The sequence below is a fragment of the Gordonia malaquae genome (genome assembly GCF_037148075.1).
In the GTDB taxonomy this organism is placed as follows: domain Bacteria; phylum Actinomycetota; class Actinomycetes; order Mycobacteriales; family Mycobacteriaceae; genus Gordonia; species Gordonia malaquae.
Genome location: NZ_JBBCUB010000004.1, coordinates 448,175 through 465,349, shown reverse-complemented (window position 1 = coordinate 465,349; position 17,175 = coordinate 448,175). Strand labels below are relative to the sequence as shown.

Sequence of the window (17,175 nt, the reverse complement as noted above, 5' to 3'; positions counted from 1 at the left end):
TTTGGATGAGTGGTGCTGTCGGAGGTCACTGCCGAACCGCTGGTCGGTTCACGTTTGTTGCCACGCACCTTTGCTTTACAAGCCGGTCGTCCGCCCCTTCCCCGTGCGTCAGTTCGATGTCGATGACGACGAGGCGGACGCGGCATGATCGCCAACGTCGAAACCTCGAAGTCCGGCCGCTACCGCGCGATCTGCGCTCACTGCGACAAGCGCTCCCGGTGGATCGACCCGAACGCGTGGGGGCCGAACAACTACCCGCCACGTTGGGCTAACGCGCCATACCCCGATTCATTCGTCCATCCCGACGGATCGACAGGTGCCCTGTGGACCTGCCCTGCGTGCCTCCGCCTCGCCGCTGAACGACAGCGCGCCGGCATCACGCCGCTGCTGACGGCAACGGCTCAACGGCGGACCGCCTGTGCGTCACGTCGCAGAGCCTCCACTCAGGGAAACCAACAGCTAACAGCACAGATTCATAACCGAGACGGCGAGTCTCAATGACGCGCCGAGAGACCGTAGGGCCAAAGGTCCCGAGTCGCTTGAACGGTATAGCACTTTCGGCGATCGCACTCGATGGTTCTCGGATGAACGTTTCTTTAACCCCACATGAACTGTCAGTTACTACCCTCGCTCTCGACGACTTCGAGCTCTGGCAGACGGCCCGTCGACTCTCACGTCGAACGATCGAGGAACGCCTCCGCGTGATCCGCCGCTTCCACACCGAGACCGACATCCAGCCCATCAACGCCGAATCCATCGACATCATGCGATGGCTCACGGACCACGACGACGACTGGTCCGATGGCACCGCAGGTATCTACGCGGGCCACCTGCGCGCGTTCTACAAGTATCTGCAGATCCACGACCGACGCGACGACAACCCCATGATCAAGGTCGGCACACCGCGCATCGCTCAGCGCGAGCCACGACCTGTCTCCGACCGCGCAGTCATCGACATCCTGCAAGGCTCGATGCGATCCAAGACCCGAGCCATGATCCTGCTGGCCCTGCTCGCAGGCCTACGAGTACATGAGATCGCGAAGATTCGCGGCGAAGACTTCGACCACCGCGCCGGCCTTCTCTGGGTCAAGGGCAAGGGGCGGAAGACCAAGAGCGTGCCGCTCCACCCGATCCTGTCCGAGCTCGCTCAACACATGCCCGACATCGGGCTGTGGTTCCCCCGCCGTGGCTACCCGTCCGAACCCGTGCACTCGCGCTCGGTGTCGCAAGTTGTCGGCCGAGCGATTCGACGCGCCGGTGTCAACGCGAGTGCCCACCAGCTACGCCACTGGTACGGCACGACACTGCTCGACGATGGCGTCGACATCCGCGTTGTCCAGGAGCTCATGCGCCACACCTCGATCGTGTCTACCCAGAACTACACAGCGGTTCCGCAGGGGCGGCAGCGCGGCGCGATCGAGGGTCTCGATCCGCTCCGAGGTCTTCGCCGCAAGGACCGCCCCGGATCTCCGCTGCGGGCGGCGCACTCGTGCGCCGACTGTGGTCGGGGACCAGACGACGGCGAACCGTGTCCGTTGGTCGCATGACATTCGATCCGCCCGAGCCTGACACCCGCTACGATCCCGGCATGAAACGCATTCTCACCGCCGTCCTGGCGCTCGCCGCCGTCGCCTCGTTCTCAGCGTGTTCGAGCGACGACGCCGCCAGCGACTCGACCACAGCCCCGGTCGAGACGACCGCCACGACCGCGACCACGACGACCACCACGGCGAAGGCATGGACTCTCGATGAGATCTCGTCGACCGTCCAAGGCCTCGGCTACGACTGCTCGACTCAGACCGGGTACATCATGTGCACCAAGGGCAGCGAGAACTGGCAGATCAAGGTTCCAGCGAAGGGCGACGGCGACGTCGCTTTCCGGACCGCCGCGTGCGAGGGCGGGATGGTCAGCAACGCCGCCGAGAAGGAGGTCCTGACCAACGGATCGACGCTCGTGGCGTTCGCGGGTAACGACGGCCAGGACCTCGAAGCGTTCGCGAGCAAGCTCGACGGCGCAGGGATCACTGGCCTCGAGGTCGAGAAGTACTGCCCGTAGCCACCCCAACGCGAATGACGCCCCCGACCAGTCGCGGTCGGGGGCGTCATTCGTTTGGGTGATTCCACCCGAGTTGTTGACGTTGCAGTGCTAGCGCTGTATAGTAATAGTTACCCGAGAGGGACGGGACCGGAACTAGCCGGAACCGAAACGAAGGAGTCACTGATGAGCCCACCGACCTGGATCGCCCTACTGGTCGCCATCTTCGGAGGCATCCAGACGGGAATGAAGATCAGGGAGCACCTGATCGACTACCCGCTCCGGAAACCCGACGACGACGCCCAGCAGGGCGACTAGACGGGAGGCCCCACATCCTGACTGGTAGCAACAGTCAGGCTGCGGGGCCCAACCCCCACGGTAAACCCCACCACCAGAAAGGACACAAGTCATGACCAAGTTCATCACCGTCCCCATCACCGTCGCCGCCGTATTCGCGGTCACCGGCGTACCCGCATGGGCGTACATCTTCCCCGCCGCGCTACTCGCGATCCACGCGGCGATCATCATCCGCACCCGCCGGATCGAGGCACACCGGTGAGGATTGTCATCACCGATGCCGATACGGGCACCGAGCTGCTGACCTCGGCGCGTTGCGCCGAGGTCGCCGGGGTCTCAGCGACCACGTGGACCGGCTACGTCGCACGCGGCCGAGCCCCCGAACCGATCACCCATCTCAACGCCCGCACTCCCCTATGGGATGCGACCGAGGTCCAGGTCTGGCATGACAATCGCCCTGGACGCGGCGCGCGCACCGACCTGTCAGTCGACGCGGAAACGTAAGACCCCGTCAGGCCTCCGGGTCAACCGGACCATGCAGCCACCCGCCGCGACCGTGCGCGGCCGCACAGGACTTCAGGCTGCGGGCAATCCGTTCCTTCTTCCGATCGGGCACATCCGGAAACATCACAGTCACGTGGTGCTCTGGCGCGGGCGGCTGGCCCAATCCGGCATCTTCATGACAGGACAGACCCAACTCCGCAGCCTCTTTAACCTGAAACCCCCAGGTGCCTAGGGTTTTGAGACCTGACGCACGGTGCGCCAAGAAAGCACCTTCCGCGCCGATGTCCTCGTGCCGCGTAGAGAGGTCGTTCCCCGACTCCGGCTTGAAGTTTGACTTCCCTACCTCGATCTCATGTTCGCACCCCGGAAGGAATGCGCCTCGGCTCGGACTCCCCCCCTTGATCAAAAGGGGATGAATCTGACGAAACAGCATCGTTTCACACGGCCCGATCGCGGTGCCGACCGAGTTAGACATCCATGCTCCTCGGGTCACGATAGAACTCGAGGAGCCTGTCGATGCCGTGAGATGAGGGAACATAGACTTCGATATCCGTGTCTTCGGACTCTCCGAGTGCGCACAAATAAATGCCACCGTCTGGACGAAACTCAGCCACACAGTCGAAGTCTGTTCGCTCCCATTCCATCCTGATCCCGCCTGCCGGTGTCGGCATGGGCTCGAAGTCCAACGAGACAGGATCAAATCGAGCGATGAACGCGACGTACTGATTCTGGACCGGAATCCCCACCGCCTTACTGTGCGGACCATTCCATCCATCGGGCAGCTCAGCGATCTGTTCTAGCTTCGCCATCGCTACCCTCCAACTGCTGGAAAACGAAACCCTTGGGGTCACGGAGCTTACCGCGGAGCCAAAGTTGACGCTCCGACCAACATCACTAACTGATCGAACAACAGGCGGGATCTGCGTTTGCGGCGCAAACGCAACCAGAGTTGCCGACACTGTCAACCCGATGACCGCCGGAACGTTCCTCCGAGATAGAGCAACGCTAGCCGTCCTCACTCGGAGTTCGTTCTTCCGAGTTGCTCGCCGAGCGCGCTGTAGATCTGCTCAGCAGTCTTGCGTGAGACAACCATAGTTCCTCGGACCGTGATCGGAAGGACACCGCCGCACTGCCGGAGGCCGTCGGCGCGATCTTCTTCGGTAAGCCACACCGGATTCGGCATCTTGCCGAACGCGAGGTACAGGTGGTCAGGATCTGCACCCGCCGACGACACCACGAACCGATCGGCGAATGATGGGGCCGCGACAGTGTCAGCGGGCCACCGCTCAGCCAGCTGTTCAGACCAATTGAAAATTGAGGGTTCTTCGCCTGCCATAGCTCCGGATTCTGCCAGATCCGACACCCGGACAGCGATCCGACGAACGAAATCGGCACACCGATGCTGGTCAGATCTTCAGCTATAACGCGTGCGCGGTGTGACGTCGACCGCGATCGGGCCTCCCGCGTTGACGGTGATCGTCGCGTCGAGCGGCTGCCCTCGCAGGAACGTGCCACCCGACCAGATGCCGTAGTGCGTGACGTTCGTCGACGCAGGCACCTGCAGATTCACTGCCGATCCCTGGATTGTGGCCTGTGTACCGTCATCGGTTGCAGCGGCCCACGTCGTCACACCTGACGCGGGCGTCGTCGCAATTGCCGACGCCCCTGTCGTACCGGGGTCTGCTGAGTGCAGGGTGATCTTTCCACCCATGCCGCCGATCGCGTCCGCGACGGCCTTCCGGTGTGCTGCTGTCTTTGCCATTGTGTTGCCTCTCTATTGATATGCCCGAAATATCGCCCGGCCTGCTGCTCCGGGGCGCCCCGCTTTATCGCTGCCGAATATGCCGCCGGAACCCGCGCCGCCACCGCCGCCGGGAGCGGATCCGTCGGTGTCCTTGCTGACCTGAGATCCACCGACATACGTCTGCCCCTGGAACGTGTAGTTCCCAGGTGACTGGCCGACGGTCGCACTGCCTCCGGCGGGGTTCGTGCCGCTGCCTCCGCTGCCGCCGATCGCCGCGAGGTTGCCCATGCTCGCGGACGAGACTGTTGTCGATCCGCCCGCTGAGCCGCTGCCGTTACCTCGCGCGCCACCGTTGCCACCAGCCCCGACTGATCCGGTGATGGTGCTCTCGGACCAGGGGACGTCGACACCTCTGGTCAGCCGGACCGCTCCCCACGTGCCTGCCGAACCGCCGCGGCCGTCGGCGCCGAAGCTGTTGCCGCCAGCGCCACCGCCGCCTGCTCCGAGCAGGACGACGTCGACGAACGTGCACCACGGCGGGATCGCGTAGGAGAACGTGCCCGTCGAGTACGTCGTGGTCGCCGGTGCCGTCGCAGGGAACGCCGCAGCGGCACTATCGACACCGGTAGACAGATCGACACCTGCCAGGTGTGCGGCCAGCGCTGCGACGTCGACGCCCGTCGAGGTGTCGACGCCAGTCAGGTGCGCGAGCATGACAGCGGCGTCGATGCCGACGCCCGTGTCGGTGCCGGTCGCGACCCACTTCTCGATCCACGACGCGCCGTCTGACCCGACGCCGGTGTCGGTGCCGGTGAGGATCGCGCGCAGGATCGCGGCGTCGACGCTCGCGCCGGCCGAGGTTCCGCCGAGTGCGGCGGCGAGCTGCGCGGTGTCCAGCCCGGCCGCGAGGTCGGTGCCGAGCACGTGCGCGAGGAGCTCGGCGAAGTCTTCGCCGATGCCGCCGTCGACCGCGGCCCGAGCGGCAACCGTTCTCCACCCTCGGACCGGGTCGCGGGTCGTCGGCCCGGCACTGCCCGCCCAGCCCTTGCGCGGGGTGAGCGTCGGGCCGGTCGGTGACCAGGTCATGCCACCGGGCGGAACATCGCGCACACGTCGACTTGGCCGCGACCGCCAGCGCCGCCGTTTCCGCCACTGTATAGCGAGGTACTTCGCGCGCCGCCTCCTCCTCCGCCACCACCTGGAGCGCCGCCAGCGGCTCCAGCCTGTCCACTACCGCCTGTGCCGCGACCTCCTCCTCCGCCGCCACCACCACCGCCTGTTGTGGTGGCGCCTTGAAGTGCGCCGTCGGCGCCAGCGGTTGGTGACGTTGGTGAGCCCCACCATGCCGATTCGAGGCTGCCGCCGCTCCCGCCCGCAGCGCCGGAGGACGACACACCGTTCGATCCCATCTGACCTACGAATGTGCCGTCCATCGCGTGGTTGTGCGAACCCGATGAACTCGTAGTGCTCCCCGTCCTCGTGTCGAGGTCGACCAGTTTGCGTTCACCACCAGCACCACCATCTCCAGGGCACGCACTCGATGGAAGATCTCCGAACACGGTCGGAATAGCCGAGGAACCCACAGTCGAAGCGACTAGGTTTCCGAACGAGCTGGTGCCACCCGTTCCGCCGTACCCGTCCGACGTGGCACCATTGCCGCCTGCGCCGACGGTCACTGTTTGTGAGGAGCCGACCTCGGCAGGTGAAAGGCGTGCGGTTCTACGCCCGCCGTTCCGACCACCGGGACCGCCCGTTCCGGCGCGTCCTCCTCCTTGGCCCCCTCCGTAGGAGGTGACGATGTAGTGGTCAATCTCAAACCCTGACGGGACGCTGTGCGCCGAAGGCGTCCACGTAGCGGTGCCTACGGTCTTGTAGCTGACGAGGTGGTACCGCATGTTTTCGAGCACTCCGACAGTGATCGCCTGACCGCCGATACCCGTCGACACCTGCTGCTGCGTCGTATCGGTGGTGTCTTTGAGCCCACCCAGATCGGAGATGATGTCGGCGAGCGTGCCGCCAACGACCGGGATACCGCGGAGCGCGCGGAGCAGTGCGTCGATCAAGTCCTGCACGAAGTCGTCGATCCCCGCGAGCGCTGACTCAAGACCAGCGACCATCGCCTTCGGAATCGACCCGAGCACAGCAGCCGGATCATGGAGCAGCTTGTCGAGCAGCGTGTCCAGCCCGGCGGCGTTGTCCTCACCGAGCCCGAGCAGATCGCCGATTGCGTCTGCGAAGTCGCCGATCCGGTCGCCGATGTCGCCGAGTGTCGGGATGCCGAGCGCCGTCAGAGCCTGATCTACGAGGTGTTCGATCCAGTCGCCGAGGTTGCTGAGCGCGTCGAGGAGTCCGGTCACCCACTGCTGCGGGATCGACGTCGCTGGTTTGCGCAGTGCGGCGTCGTCCCACCAGATCGATCCGGCGGTGACGACGTCCTCGACGCTCAGTGTGAGCGTCGCGAGATCCGCGCCGGCCGGGGTCGTCGCGGTCCCGTCAAACTTGACCCAGCCGCCCGCCGTGGTGGGCGAGGTCTGCGTGTCGAGGACGGTCTCGGCGAGCAGTGTCTCGCCGTCCCACCAGCGGATCGCGAGCTTCCACGCCGCGGTGCTCGCCGACGTCGCGACGCCGGACCACTTCGCCCACACCTCGGCGTCGAGCTGCTGCCCCTCGGCGACCTGCACCGGCTCGGACATCTGCACGCCCCGGATCCCCGACGCGGTGAACAACGCGCTGCCAGGCTTGGTGCGGCCGACCGTCGCGTCGTAGGACCAGCCCTCGCCCGGCGTCATCGACACCGCACCGTCGAACCCACCGTTGACGAGCATGTTCGGCGTCGTCGCCGACAGCCACCCGAGCGGGATCACACCCGAGAGCAGGGACTCGATGCCCGCCCCGATCTGCGAGAGCAGATCCGAGGCGGCGTCGAGGATCTCCGGCACCGTCGGCCACGTCTCAAGCGGCAGACCCGTGACCGCCGAGAGCAGTTGACGGATCGGACCGAAGATCAGCTCGTCACCGAGGCCGACGAGGTCGAGGTCGAGGTCCCAGTCGCCGACACGCGGCGGCTGAGTCGGGTTGTAGTGGGACGCCGGCAACCCATCTGGTGCCGTCATCGTGCGGCGTCATCCGGGTGGTACTTGGCGATCACACGCTCGGTGCGCTCGACCGTGGCCGCCAGATCACGGCGGATCTCCGCATCGGCTTCGCGACGCATCGCTCGATCCGTGCGGACCTCTTCACCGATCCGCGCCGTGCGATCGTCTATCCGCGCGACCGCGGCGTTCGACGTCGCCTGCACTTCGGCGAGTCGATCGATCTTCGCCGACAGCCGGTCCAGATCGTCGCGCAGGTTCGACGAGTGATCGTTCTCGACCTGGTTTCGCGTCGCGAGTGAGTGCCGTGCGGCCCGCAGTGACCCGACGGCACCGATCATTCCGGCGATCGCGATGGCGGACCAGATGACGAACTCGAACCAACTGTCCACGTTTCCGGGCCCCGTCACTCGTGGTCCCCAGTCGGAACGTTGCGGTCGGCCAGGACGTTGCCTGCGCCGCCGAGGATGATCGCCGCGAGACCGACCCACTGGGCGGCCTCTGCCTGCGACATGCGGCCATACACCACGGCGACCGCCGCGAGCGCCACGAGAAGGCGATAGATGAACCGGCGCTGCGCCGGGGTCAGGGTGATGCGCTTCATGCCGACTCCCCGAGCTGCACGACGATGCCCGACGGGGACCACGTCAGCCGACCGTGCTCGAAGCGCTGAGTGACGTTGTCGGTGCCGGGCACCTTCTCCTCGTCCGACAGCGGCCATCCGAGCGGGCCCTGCTCGGACTTCATCGCCGCGTAATGCTCGCCGATCCGGCCATGCACGACGTGGCCCTTCGGATCACCGCCCGACTGGACGAACAGCGTGCCGCCCTCGAAGTACTGCACCCGGCCGCCGTCGACGACAGCGTGCGGGTAGAACGGGAACCCGAGCTCGCCGCGCTCCCATCCGCGCGCAGCCCACGCATCGAACAGCCCGCCGTCATGCGGGACCGCGAGCGCACGCTTGGCGCCGTTGCGCCAGTAGATGTGACCGTTGGCGAACTCAGCCCAAGCACCGATCAGCTTGCCGTCGGCGAACAGCTTGTTCTCACCGAGCGTGAGTCGCTTGCCGATCCACGCCTTGGACGCCTCGGCCGCGAGGTTGATCAGGTTCGGCGGCGGTGTCGGCGCAGGCTTCGGCGCGGTAATCAGTCGCGCGACGTCGGCCCGCGCGGCGACCATGTTGATTCCGAACGGGTCGATCTTCCCCTCGGAGCTGTATTCCTTGTGCCCGGCAACCACGTTCGCGCCGAACCTGACCTTGCGTGCGATCGCCGCCGTGCCGCGCCGGTAGGCGTCGAGCTGGACGGCGGGCCACGGCTGACCGCGGCCGTCGTTGACCGCCTCGATTCCGATGGTGTGGTAGTTCGCGTTGTTGGTGGGCCAGCCCGGCCACGAGCCGCGGCCGGCGTGCCAGCAGACTCCGGCGGCGATCACGCGGTAGGTGCCGTCGCGTTCGAGGACGAGCTGCGCGAGCGGGCCGGGCAGATCGGGCCGGCCGTCGCGGACGATGCGCCAGTCGCCGGACCCGCCGCCGGCGGTGTGGTGCCAGATGATTCCGCGGATGTCGAGGAAGTCGCCGTGTCCGCGTTGCTTCCAGCCGGGCTCCTCGATGACCTTGAGGCCTTCGGCGCGCAGCACGTCTGCGAGCCATGTGGGATCGCCGGTCCAAGCCATGGTGTTCTCCTCCTTGAAATGCAGAAACCCCACTGCGGTCACAGTGGGGTCGGTATGGGTCGGCGCGATGGCCGCTCGTCGGGTGTTACGTCAGCGGTGCGATGTCGGCCTGCAGCCGCTCGATGAGGGTGGCTGTCTCGGCCGGGGTGAGTGCGTGCGCGGCCGCGGTGTGCACGGCGTCGACCGGGTCGACGTCGGGGACCGGTTCTCGCATGTCCTGCCAGCGCGCCGCACCGCGAGGGAGATCGACGCGCCGGATCTTCGCCTTGGACTCGTCGAGGACGAACCCGCACAGCTCGACGTGCTCGGCGAGGCGTGCGGCTGACTGCGGCAGCATGATCACCCCGCCGGCCGCGGCGTAGATCCCGGACGGCAGGCGCGGCATCGACGTCGGGATGTCGAGGAACAGCGCCTCGTTCGGGTGACGTTTGCGGGCGGTCGGGTCGTAGCGCACCGAGTACGTCGGGTCCTCGTCGTCGATCGGCCGGCCCGGCGGTCGGCCGTTCACATCGTGCCCCCGTCGGCGAGGACACCCTGCTGCTGAATGACTGCCATGAGCTGCTCCTTGTAGCGTTCGGTCTTGGCGGCCGGCGACTCTTCGGCGCGGCCGTCGCCGATGGTCAGGCGGTACTTCACCGGCTCGGACACCGACCAACTGACGCCCCAGCGGGTGACGTGGTCGACGTACAGTCCGCCCGCGATCTCGAACGCGATCCGCGACATGAGGTCGAAGTGCTTGCCGAGCTTCCACGCGAGCGCCGCCGGGTCCAGCTCGGCGGTATAGCTCGTGTAGTAGCGGGTGTCGAAGAACCCGGTACGGACGGCCTGCAGCGTCGAGAGTGTCGCGCCGACACCGGGGCCCTGCACCCACGCTTCCCAATCGGCGTCGGGGCCCATGAGGTCCGCGCGCACGAAGTTCGGTACTCGGTGGAACGCGAGGATGGTGTCCTCGACGAGGAAGTCGAAGACGCCGAGGGCCAGGCCCGGGTTGCCGATCGTGGCGCCCAGCCATCCCAGGGCGGCGTTCGCGGCGAGCTTGGCCAGGGAGTTGACCCACTGCGGACTCTTGCCGCCGGTGAGCATCGCGTACGCGATCGCCTTGTGCAGCGTCATCGTCGACGACGACAGCGGCGTGAGGTTGCCCTCGGGGATCGTGACGAACGGCGTCGTCTTGTGGGTGCCGAAGATCCCCGGCAGCTTGTAGTCCGGCGGCACCGTCCGCGACAGCTCGTGGGCGATCTCGTTGATGAAGTCCTCGGCGATCACGCCGACGGTGTTCAGCAGACCATCAAGCGGCGTGCCGGTGAACCCGCGATACCCGCTCTTGTCGATCGTCTTGAACACCCGCACCGAGTGCTCGCCGGACAGGTTCACGCCAGGGATCGGCGGATCGCCCGGCCGCCACCGCTGCACCGACATGTGCAGACCGCCGTCCTGCAGCGTCGGCAGGACGTGATCGTGCAGCATCGGCATACGCGCCGTCATCGCCGTCCACCGGCTGCCGTCGACGAGCGGGTTGTTGGGGACCCACGTCGTCCACCAGTTCTCGGGCAGGTAGTTGTCCCAGTGCGACGGGTTGAGGATGTCCTGCGGCAGCCCGTTCAGCGGCGACTGGTTGCGCCACGCGTTCATCAGCGCGTACGTGTTCACGCCAGTGACCGACGGCCCGACCCACGGCATCGCCTTGAGCGGTTGGAACTCGGCCGGCGACGGCGGCACGGGAAACAGGGCCATCTTCTTGGCGCGGTCGTAGTCGTGCAGAAAGTGGATCTTGACCGCGACCATCTCGCTGCCAGAGACCACACGCTGAATCGACTCGGCCTTGCCCGCCCACTGCTTGTACGGGGTCGTGATGATCATGCCGACGTCGGCCGGGTGGTTCTGTTTGGACAGGAGCCACGGCACCAGCTTGTGCGTGCCGGGGACGGTGACGTCGCCCTCGCCGGTGTCGTTGGCGATCTCCTCGGCGTCGGCCATCAGCTCGCCCTGCAGCCACGCGACCCGCACCCACTCCTTGTCGGTGATCTCGATGTCGGGCCGAGCAGCGAGCCGTGCGTCCTCGAGGCGGCGCCGATTGAGAATCGTCGAGCGGGCGGCGTCGAGCCGGATCTCGGGTGCGGTCACCAGGGCCGCTTCCACAGCGGCGTCATCCACGCCTTCGCCGTCCCGGTGCCACCCACGCACGAGATCGGCACCGAGACCGGCGTCAGCGTCTTCTTCGGGATCGGATGACGGAACCGCAGGCCGAGCAGGCTCGCGGCGATCTGCGAGTCGACGACCGACTCGAGCTGCATCGCGAACGGATCGGTGTCGACGAACAGATCACCGACCGACGCGTCGAACACCTCGAGTTCGATGTTCACTCCGCTGATGCCGTCCGGGATAGTCCACTTCTCGACGCCGGTGTTGGTCAGCGCGATCTGCACGTAGATGTCCTGATCGGACGGGTTGACGAACTGCAGCGACCCGGTGCCGGTGCCGGTCCACGTCGAGGTGATCGCCTGGGACCGCCAGCCCGGCCGATAGCTGATCAGCGGTATCGCCCACGGCCAGTCTTCGTCGGGCTCGTAGTCCATCGAGTCATCCGGCCAGGTCTGAATGCGGACCGGCTGCTCGCGGTACTTCGTCCCCGCGCGGTTCCACACCCGAATGATCGAGTCCTCCTCGTCAGACCAAGCGTTCCACCACGCCTCCTCGACGAGTTCCCACTGCTCACCGGTCGGAGCCGACGAGAAGATCTTGAGGTCGACCGCCGTCGGGTCCGTCTTTGGTGCCCCGGGGATCGCGCCCGGCATGAACGCCGGGGTCTGCGACCGAGGGACACGAGTCGGGTGATACAGGCCCTTGACGCCCGACATGATCACCCCGTGCGCGCCCATCCCCGGACCGTGAATCAGCCACTCCGACCCGTCGCATCCGAAGACCTCGACCTTGCGCGCGACGCCCATCAGCGGCTCCTCGATCCGTATCCACCGGCGCCGCGCCACTGATAGCGGCCGAGCTCGGAGACGATGTCCCCGGCCGTCAGGCCGTTGACGGTGATGTTGTTGGTCGTCCCGCCGCCACCGGCGCGCACGAGATCACGCACGGCGTCGGTCTGGTCATCGACCGAATCCCAGTGCGACTGACGGAGAACCATCTCAGGCTCGTTGAGTCCGTTGAACCCGAGCTGCCCCGGCTTCCACAGACCACCGGTGTCGAAGAGCGCGGCCTTGTCGACGAGCTCCGTCGCCCGACCGACCTTCGCCGCGTACCGGTCCGGGAACGCCGACCGCTGCACTGCCTGCGCGGCGGCGCCGGGGTCCATCGATTCCCACCCCGGGACCTTCTTGAGTGCCTCAAAGAACATCTTCGCCGCAGTCGGCGGATTCATCCGGTCGGCCACCGTCCCCCACGCACCATTGCCGCGCTGCTGCAGGATGCCGATCGAATCGAAGTCAGTACCCACCGCATCGTGCGGGAACTTGAGCGACTCCGGAACGTTCGAGTTCGCGTAGTTCTTGAGCGGATCACCAACCTCGACGAGCGAAGCCGCGTTGCCGATGATCGCCGCGCCCTTGGGCAGGCCCATGTCCTTGGCGGTCTTGGTGATGTCGAAGCTGTACCCGTCCGACCCGGTCGGCCGCGCCGGTGCGACAGGCGGCGTCGGTGCCGTCGTCGTCGGTGCCGTGCCGGTGGGTGCGGTCGTGGTCGGCGTCGTCGTGGTCTTGCCCGAGTCGGTGGTCCGGACGTTCGATCCGTCGTCACCCGACACGGCCGAGGCCGGGTCCATGATCCACGACGGCAGGCCGAACGTCTCCCCGATGCCCTCGGCGAGGATGCCACCGGCATCCTGCCCGAGCTCCTTGAACGACTTCATCCGCTTCTTCTCCGGCTTCTCGCCAGTCGGAGTGCCTGTCGTGTCCGGCGAGTTGTACGTCGGAGTCGCCGTCGTCGTCTCGGACTTGAGCGGCGCCGCCCCGGCCGGCAACTGCAGCCCGTCGGGGATCTTGTTCGGATCCGCGGCGGGCGGGGACCCGATCTCGCCGAACAGTGCGTGGATGTGGTCCATGTGGTTCTGCGTCGGCGACCCGCGGTCGCCCATCAGCTCGCCCGGGTTCTGCCCGGCCTTGGCGTACTTCTGCTGCCAGATCGTGTAGTTCAGGCTCAACGGCGACTTGTTCTGGTGGAGCCAGTCGTTGACCTCGGTCCCGACCTTGACGTCGGAGGTCATGATGTCGAGAGCCTGGCCCGACGGGTGGTCGGGGTACGGGTCGGACGCCCGGTAGCCACCAATGGTGCCGATCGACGGCCACCACTTGTGAATCATCCGGCGCACCATCACCGCGATCGGCTTGAGGTTCCCCTCGCCGCCGCCACCGGGCCACGGCTCAAGCGCCCCGCCGGCCACCGGTGCCGCCGGTGCGGCTGCCGGGGCCGCGCCGATCTCGGCCGACTGACGGGTGTGCACGTGATCCTGGTGACCCGGGTAGTCGCTCGCGAAGTACGAGCCGTCGTCCTGCGTGCGGCCGTGCCACCCGATCTTGGCCTGCGTGTTCGGGTTCTGCCAGATGATCTGCTCGAGCGCCGGGACCGTCGGCGCGATCGACAGCAGCCACTCGGCGAAGGCCTGCATCTTCTCGAGCGGACCCGACCAGTCGATACCGCGGTTCAACCCGTTCGGATTCGGCGCGTAGCCAGCCTCGTTGCGGTCGGACTCCTGGTGCCCCGGGTACGTCGAGGCCTTCACCCCGTACTTGCTTTCGAGCTGGTGAACCCAGTCCGGGAACACCGAGCCCGACGAGCCGTAGCCACCGGTGTTCGTCCCCGCCGGCAGACCGTAGCCACCGCCGACGACACCACCGGTCGCGTACGCGGGCAGACCGAGAGCGGCGAGCGCTGCCTTGCTCGGCCGCCACCCGCGGTTCAGCGCGGCGACGATACCGGCGCCACCGCCGTCCATCGCATCCTCGGTGACGATGCCCTCGCGGTTGGACACCAACGCCGTCGGAACGCCGCGCACGTCCATGCCGAGGATCGAGTCCGACGTGCCGGTGCCAGGCCCCCACAGGACGCCGTCGCGGGTGCGGCCGGCGCTCGACCCGACGACACCACCGGTGCGAAGCGACTGCATCGATTCGCCCCACGACTTGATCGTCGAGATACCGGGGATGTCGACACCCATGATCGACCCCGGCAGGGACGCGAGGAGCTTGCCGACTGCGTGGATCGGAGCCTTGAGTACGTCGACGACACCGTCGAACGCGTTGCGCATCGCGTCGCCGACCTTCGAGGCGATGTCGCCGAGAGCCTGGATACCCTTGCCGATGTTGTCGAGGATCGGCTTGATGAAGTCCCAGACTGCCGAGATCGCACCCTTGATCGCGTCCCACGCCGGGACCATGACCGTCTGCCACAGCCACATCGCCTTGTCGCCGACGAACTGCAGCACGTTCATCAGCCCGTCCATCGCGGGCTTAATCACGCCGTCCCACGCCGCAGAGATGCCGGACTTGATGCCCTCCCACGCGGGCTGAATCGCGTTGGTCCACAACCACATCGCGACGTCGCCGACCATCCGAAACGCAGCCTGCAGCGGCGGGAACACCGTCGAGGACAGCCACGACCACACCGCGCCGATCGCGGCCTTAATGCCGTTCCAGGCCGGGGCGATCGCGTTGTTCCACAGCCACATCACCACCGCGCCCGCGAGCTTGAACGCGAACTGCCAGAGCGCGAAGTAACCCTTGATGATGTTCCACGCGATACCGATCGCGATTTGGATACCGGCCCACGCAGGCTGAATCACGCTGTTCCACAGCCACATCACGACGTCGCCGATGACGCGGAAAGCGGCCTGCATCAGCGGGAACACCGTCGTCGACAGCCAGTCCCACACGAGCGCGATCGCGCCCTTAATGCCGTTCCACGCGGGCTGAATCGCGTTGGTCCACAGCCACATCGCGATGTCGCCGACCTTCTGAAAGAACCCCATCAGGCCGGGCCAGAGCGTGCCCGAGATCCAATCCCAGACCGCCGAGACCGACGTCTTGATCGCGTTCCACACCGTCTCCCAGATCCGCTTACCGGTCTCGGTCTTGGTGAAGAACCAGATCAGGCCCCCGACCAACGCCGCGATCCCGGCGACGAGCCACGTGATAGGTGAGGTCCACAGCGCGGTGTTGAACAACACCTGCGCCACGGCCGAGGCTCGGGTCGCGACCGACAGCGACCGGATGAAGTTCAAGAATCCGCCGGCGGCGGCGATCTTCATCTGCACGTTCGCCGCGACCAGTCCGAGAGTCAGTGCGCCGAGCGGGATCGCGATTCCGGTCAGCAGGGTGCGGTTGCGGCTGAGCCACCCGCCGAACTCAGACATGAAACCGATGGCCTTACCGAGCGCGTCCACGACGCCCTGCTGCAGGCCCCGCGTGAACGCGGTCAGCTTCGCCTGCGCGGTGTCGTTGAGCGTGTCGCCCATGCGGTCGGTGGCGCCCTCGAACCCGGCCATCGCGTTCTCGCTACCGGTCAGCGACGACAGGAACTCAGGGATCTGATCAACCGACAGATCCTCAAGCGGCGTGCCGAACAGGGCGATGGCGTTGTTCGCTCGCTCGGCCGGGTCCTTGATCGCGAGCAGCCCCTTGGCGGTCTCCTGCAGCGCGGACTGAGCGCCCGGCCCGCCGGCGGCGATCTTGCGCGCCATCTCCTCGGCGTCCAGGCCGACAGCCTTGAACGCATCAGTCGACGCGGTCGACATGTCCGAGCCACGGATCGTGAATTCTTTGAGCGCGTCACCGGTCTTGTCGAGCGCGAACTTGCCCTTTTGAGCAGCAGCGATGAGGACGTTGAACGAGGTCTGCCCGTCGAACCCGAGCGCCCGAAAGTGCGTGCCGTACTCGTTGAGGATCTCCGGCAGCTCGCCCTGCATCGCGGCGGGCACACGCTGGAACGCGGTCGTCATCATGTCGAACGCAGCCGTCGAATCGGCGGCCAGACCGTTGGTCACCAACTGCGACGCGGACTGCATCGCCTCGGTGACGTCGACCTCGAAGACCTTGCCGAAGTTCATCGCGCGCGTCGCGACCGTCTCGAGCGACGCCTCGCCCTCGAACCCGAGAGTCTGGAACGACGTCGTCGCCGCCTTGACCGCAGCGGTGACGTCCTCCATCGAGTCGCCCATGCCGGCCGACCACAGTGACCCGGCGACCTGCCCGTACTCCTCGGCAAGCGCACCTGTCGCACCCAGGCCCGCGTTCATCGCGGCCGTCGCGGACTCGAAGTCCATCGCCGACGACGCCACTTCCATCGCCGAGGAGACACCAGCGGCGGCGATCGCCATCTTGCCGAGATCACCGATCGCGCCGCGGGCACCCTCACCGACGCCGCTGAGAGAGTCCGAGAACGAATCAGTCTCGGTCTCGGCCTCGTCGGTCGACTCAGCCAGGCGGGTCTGCGCGGCGTCGAGATCCCGCGACGCCGAGCGGGCGGCGTCGGTCGCAGACACCGACCGGCGCGTCGCCGTGGCCAGTCGCTCGGTCGCCGCGGTGAACCGGGCACCACTGGTGATGCCTCGGTCGCGGAGCTCCTGCAACTGAGCCTCGGCGACGCGGACCTTGCCCGCGGCGTCCATCTCTTTCTCGCGGGACTTGGCGACCTTCTCCGAGGCCTTGTCGACGGCGGCCTGCTTGGCGGCGATACCGCCGGCGATGCCCTGCCCGATCTGGCCACCCACCCGGGTGCCGATCGCGCCGAGTCCGGACATGCTCTGCTCGACGATTCCCGATGCGTTGCGCATCGAGGGGATGATCTGCAGAGTCGCGTAGCCGATAGTCGACATGTCCGGGTCC

General features: G+C 66.7%; 17 protein-coding genes. 5 read left to right on the top strand and 12 right to left on the bottom strand.

The genetic code is table 11. The annotated features are described in order from the left end of the window. Positions 1-584: 584 nt before the first annotated feature. The 5 genes from WFK36_RS16770 to WFK36_RS16750 all read left to right on the top strand — a co-directional run bounded on the left by WFK36_RS16770 (position 585) and on the right by WFK36_RS16750 (position 2,836). A complete protein-coding gene (locus tag WFK36_RS16770) occupies positions 585-1,547 on the top strand; it encodes a tyrosine-type recombinase/integrase (protein ID WP_336793043.1) in 963 nt (320 codons plus the stop codon). Between the two features lie 41 nt (positions 1,548-1,588). Further along, positions 1,589-2,056, top strand: a complete 468-nt coding sequence (locus WFK36_RS16765; RefSeq protein WP_336793042.1) for a hypothetical protein — start codon at positions 1,589-1,591, stop codon at positions 2,054-2,056. Positions 2,057-2,221: 165 nt separating this feature from the next. Next, positions 2,222-2,353, top strand: a complete 132-nt coding sequence (locus WFK36_RS16760; RefSeq protein ID WP_336793041.1) for a hypothetical protein — start codon at positions 2,222-2,224, stop codon at positions 2,351-2,353. Positions 2,354-2,444: 91 nt separating this feature from the next. Then, the gene (locus WFK36_RS16755) at positions 2,445-2,594 is read left to right on the top strand and encodes a hypothetical protein (RefSeq protein ID WP_336793040.1); all 150 of its coding nucleotides are present in this window, start codon (positions 2,445-2,447) and stop codon (positions 2,592-2,594) included. After that, a complete protein-coding gene (locus WFK36_RS16750) occupies positions 2,591-2,836 on the top strand; it encodes a helix-turn-helix transcriptional regulator (protein WP_336793039.1) in 246 nt (81 codons plus the stop codon). The genes WFK36_RS16755 and WFK36_RS16750 overlap by 4 nt, the downstream gene beginning before the upstream one ends. Before the next feature lie 7 nt (positions 2,837-2,843). Here the strand turns inward: WFK36_RS16750 and WFK36_RS16745 are convergent, their stop codons facing one another. The 12 genes from WFK36_RS16745 to WFK36_RS16690 form a co-directional block, all read right to left on the bottom strand. Beyond that, positions 2,844-3,311: a hypothetical protein gene (locus WFK36_RS16745; RefSeq protein WP_336793037.1), complete on the bottom strand. Its 468-nt coding sequence runs from the start codon at positions 3,309-3,311 to the stop codon at positions 2,844-2,846. Further along, a complete protein-coding gene (locus tag WFK36_RS16740; RefSeq protein WP_336793035.1) occupies positions 3,304-3,645 on the bottom strand; it encodes a hypothetical protein in 342 nt (113 codons plus the stop codon). Before WFK36_RS16740 ends, WFK36_RS16745 begins: the two co-directional genes overlap by 8 nt. A 605-nt stretch (positions 3,646-4,250) precedes the next feature. Continuing rightward, positions 4,251-4,598 (bottom strand): hypothetical protein, encoded by a 348-nt coding sequence (locus WFK36_RS16735; RefSeq protein ID WP_336793034.1) that lies wholly within the window; start codon positions 4,596-4,598, stop codon positions 4,251-4,253. Positions 4,599-4,610: 12 nt separating this feature from the next. Next, the gene (locus tag WFK36_RS16730; RefSeq protein WP_336793033.1) at positions 4,611-5,666 is read right to left on the bottom strand and encodes a glycine-rich domain-containing protein; all 1,056 of its coding nucleotides are present in this window, start codon (positions 5,664-5,666) and stop codon (positions 4,611-4,613) included. After that, positions 5,663-7,693 (bottom strand): glycine-rich domain-containing protein, encoded by a 2,031-nt coding sequence (locus WFK36_RS16725; RefSeq protein ID WP_336793032.1) that lies wholly within the window; start codon positions 7,691-7,693, stop codon positions 5,663-5,665. Before WFK36_RS16725 ends, WFK36_RS16730 begins: the two co-directional genes overlap by 4 nt. Continuing rightward, positions 7,690-8,082 carry a DUF2746 domain-containing protein gene (locus tag WFK36_RS16720; protein ID WP_336793031.1) on the bottom strand — a complete coding sequence of 131 codons (393 nt, stop codon included), beginning with the start codon at positions 8,080-8,082 and terminating at the stop codon, positions 7,690-7,692. The genes WFK36_RS16725 and WFK36_RS16720 overlap by 4 nt, the downstream gene beginning before the upstream one ends. After that, positions 8,079-8,276 carry a hypothetical protein gene (locus WFK36_RS16715; protein ID WP_336793029.1) on the bottom strand — a complete coding sequence of 66 codons (198 nt, stop codon included), beginning with the start codon at positions 8,274-8,276 and terminating at the stop codon, positions 8,079-8,081. Before WFK36_RS16715 ends, WFK36_RS16720 begins: the two co-directional genes overlap by 4 nt. Further along, on the bottom strand, positions 8,273-9,346 hold the full coding sequence (locus WFK36_RS16710) for an N-acetylmuramoyl-L-alanine amidase (RefSeq protein ID WP_336793028.1): 1,074 nt from the start codon (positions 9,344-9,346) through the stop codon (positions 8,273-8,275). The genes WFK36_RS16715 and WFK36_RS16710 overlap by 4 nt, the downstream gene beginning before the upstream one ends. A gap of 85 nt (positions 9,347-9,431) precedes the next feature. After that, positions 9,432-9,854, bottom strand: a complete 423-nt coding sequence (locus WFK36_RS16705) for a phage gene 29 protein family protein (RefSeq protein ID WP_336793027.1) — start codon at positions 9,852-9,854, stop codon at positions 9,432-9,434. Then, the gene (locus WFK36_RS16700; protein ID WP_336793026.1) at positions 9,851-11,500 is read right to left on the bottom strand and encodes a Gp37-like protein; all 1,650 of its coding nucleotides are present in this window, start codon (positions 11,498-11,500) and stop codon (positions 9,851-9,853) included. Before WFK36_RS16700 ends, WFK36_RS16705 begins: the two co-directional genes overlap by 4 nt. Then, on the bottom strand, positions 11,467-12,294 hold the full coding sequence (locus WFK36_RS16695; RefSeq protein WP_336793025.1) for a hypothetical protein: 828 nt from the start codon (positions 12,292-12,294) through the stop codon (positions 11,467-11,469). The genes WFK36_RS16700 and WFK36_RS16695 overlap by 34 nt, the downstream gene beginning before the upstream one ends. Then, positions 12,294-17,165, bottom strand: a complete 4,872-nt coding sequence (locus WFK36_RS16690) for a VldE C-terminal domain-containing protein (protein WP_336793024.1) — start codon at positions 17,163-17,165, stop codon at positions 12,294-12,296. The genes WFK36_RS16695 and WFK36_RS16690 overlap by 1 nt, the downstream gene beginning before the upstream one ends. Between the last annotated feature and the right edge of the window lie 10 nt (positions 17,166-17,175).

Excerpts from the sequence above, each read along its gene's own strand:
- WFK36_RS16770 (WP_336793043.1), top strand. The coding sequence starts at position 585 with ATGAACGTTTCTTTAACCCCACATGAACTGTCAGTTACTACCCTCGCT.
- WFK36_RS16765 (WP_336793042.1), top strand. The coding sequence starts at position 1,589 with ATGAAACGCATTCTCACCGCCGTCCTGGCGCTCGCCGCCGTCGCCTCG.
- WFK36_RS16760 (WP_336793041.1), top strand. The coding sequence starts at position 2,222 with ATGAGCCCACCGACCTGGATCGCCCTACTGGTCGCCATCTTCGGAGGC.
- WFK36_RS16755 (WP_336793040.1), top strand. The coding sequence starts at position 2,445 with ATGACCAAGTTCATCACCGTCCCCATCACCGTCGCCGCCGTATTCGCG.
- WFK36_RS16745 (WP_336793037.1), bottom strand. The coding sequence starts at position 3,311 with ATGTCTAACTCGGTCGGCACCGCGATCGGGCCGTGTGAAACGATGCTG.
- WFK36_RS16740 (WP_336793035.1), bottom strand. The coding sequence starts at position 3,645 with ATGGCGAAGCTAGAACAGATCGCTGAGCTGCCCGATGGATGGAATGGT.
- WFK36_RS16735 (WP_336793034.1), bottom strand. The coding sequence starts at position 4,598 with ATGGCAAAGACAGCAGCACACCGGAAGGCCGTCGCGGACGCGATCGGC.
- WFK36_RS16730 (WP_336793033.1), bottom strand. The coding sequence starts at position 5,666 with ATGACCTGGTCACCGACCGGCCCGACGCTCACCCCGCGCAAGGGCTGG.
- WFK36_RS16725 (WP_336793032.1), bottom strand. The coding sequence starts at position 7,693 with ATGACGGCACCAGATGGGTTGCCGGCGTCCCACTACAACCCGACTCAG.
- WFK36_RS16715 (WP_336793029.1), bottom strand. The coding sequence starts at position 8,276 with ATGAAGCGCATCACCCTGACCCCGGCGCAGCGCCGGTTCATCTATCGC.
- WFK36_RS16710 (WP_336793028.1), bottom strand. The coding sequence starts at position 9,346 with ATGGCTTGGACCGGCGATCCCACATGGCTCGCAGACGTGCTGCGCGCC.
- WFK36_RS16695 (WP_336793025.1), bottom strand. The coding sequence starts at position 12,294 with ATGGGCGTCGCGCGCAAGGTCGAGGTCTTCGGATGCGACGGGTCGGAG.
- WFK36_RS16690 (WP_336793024.1), bottom strand. The coding sequence starts at position 17,165 with ATGTCGACTATCGGCTACGCGACTCTGCAGATCATCCCCTCGATGCGC.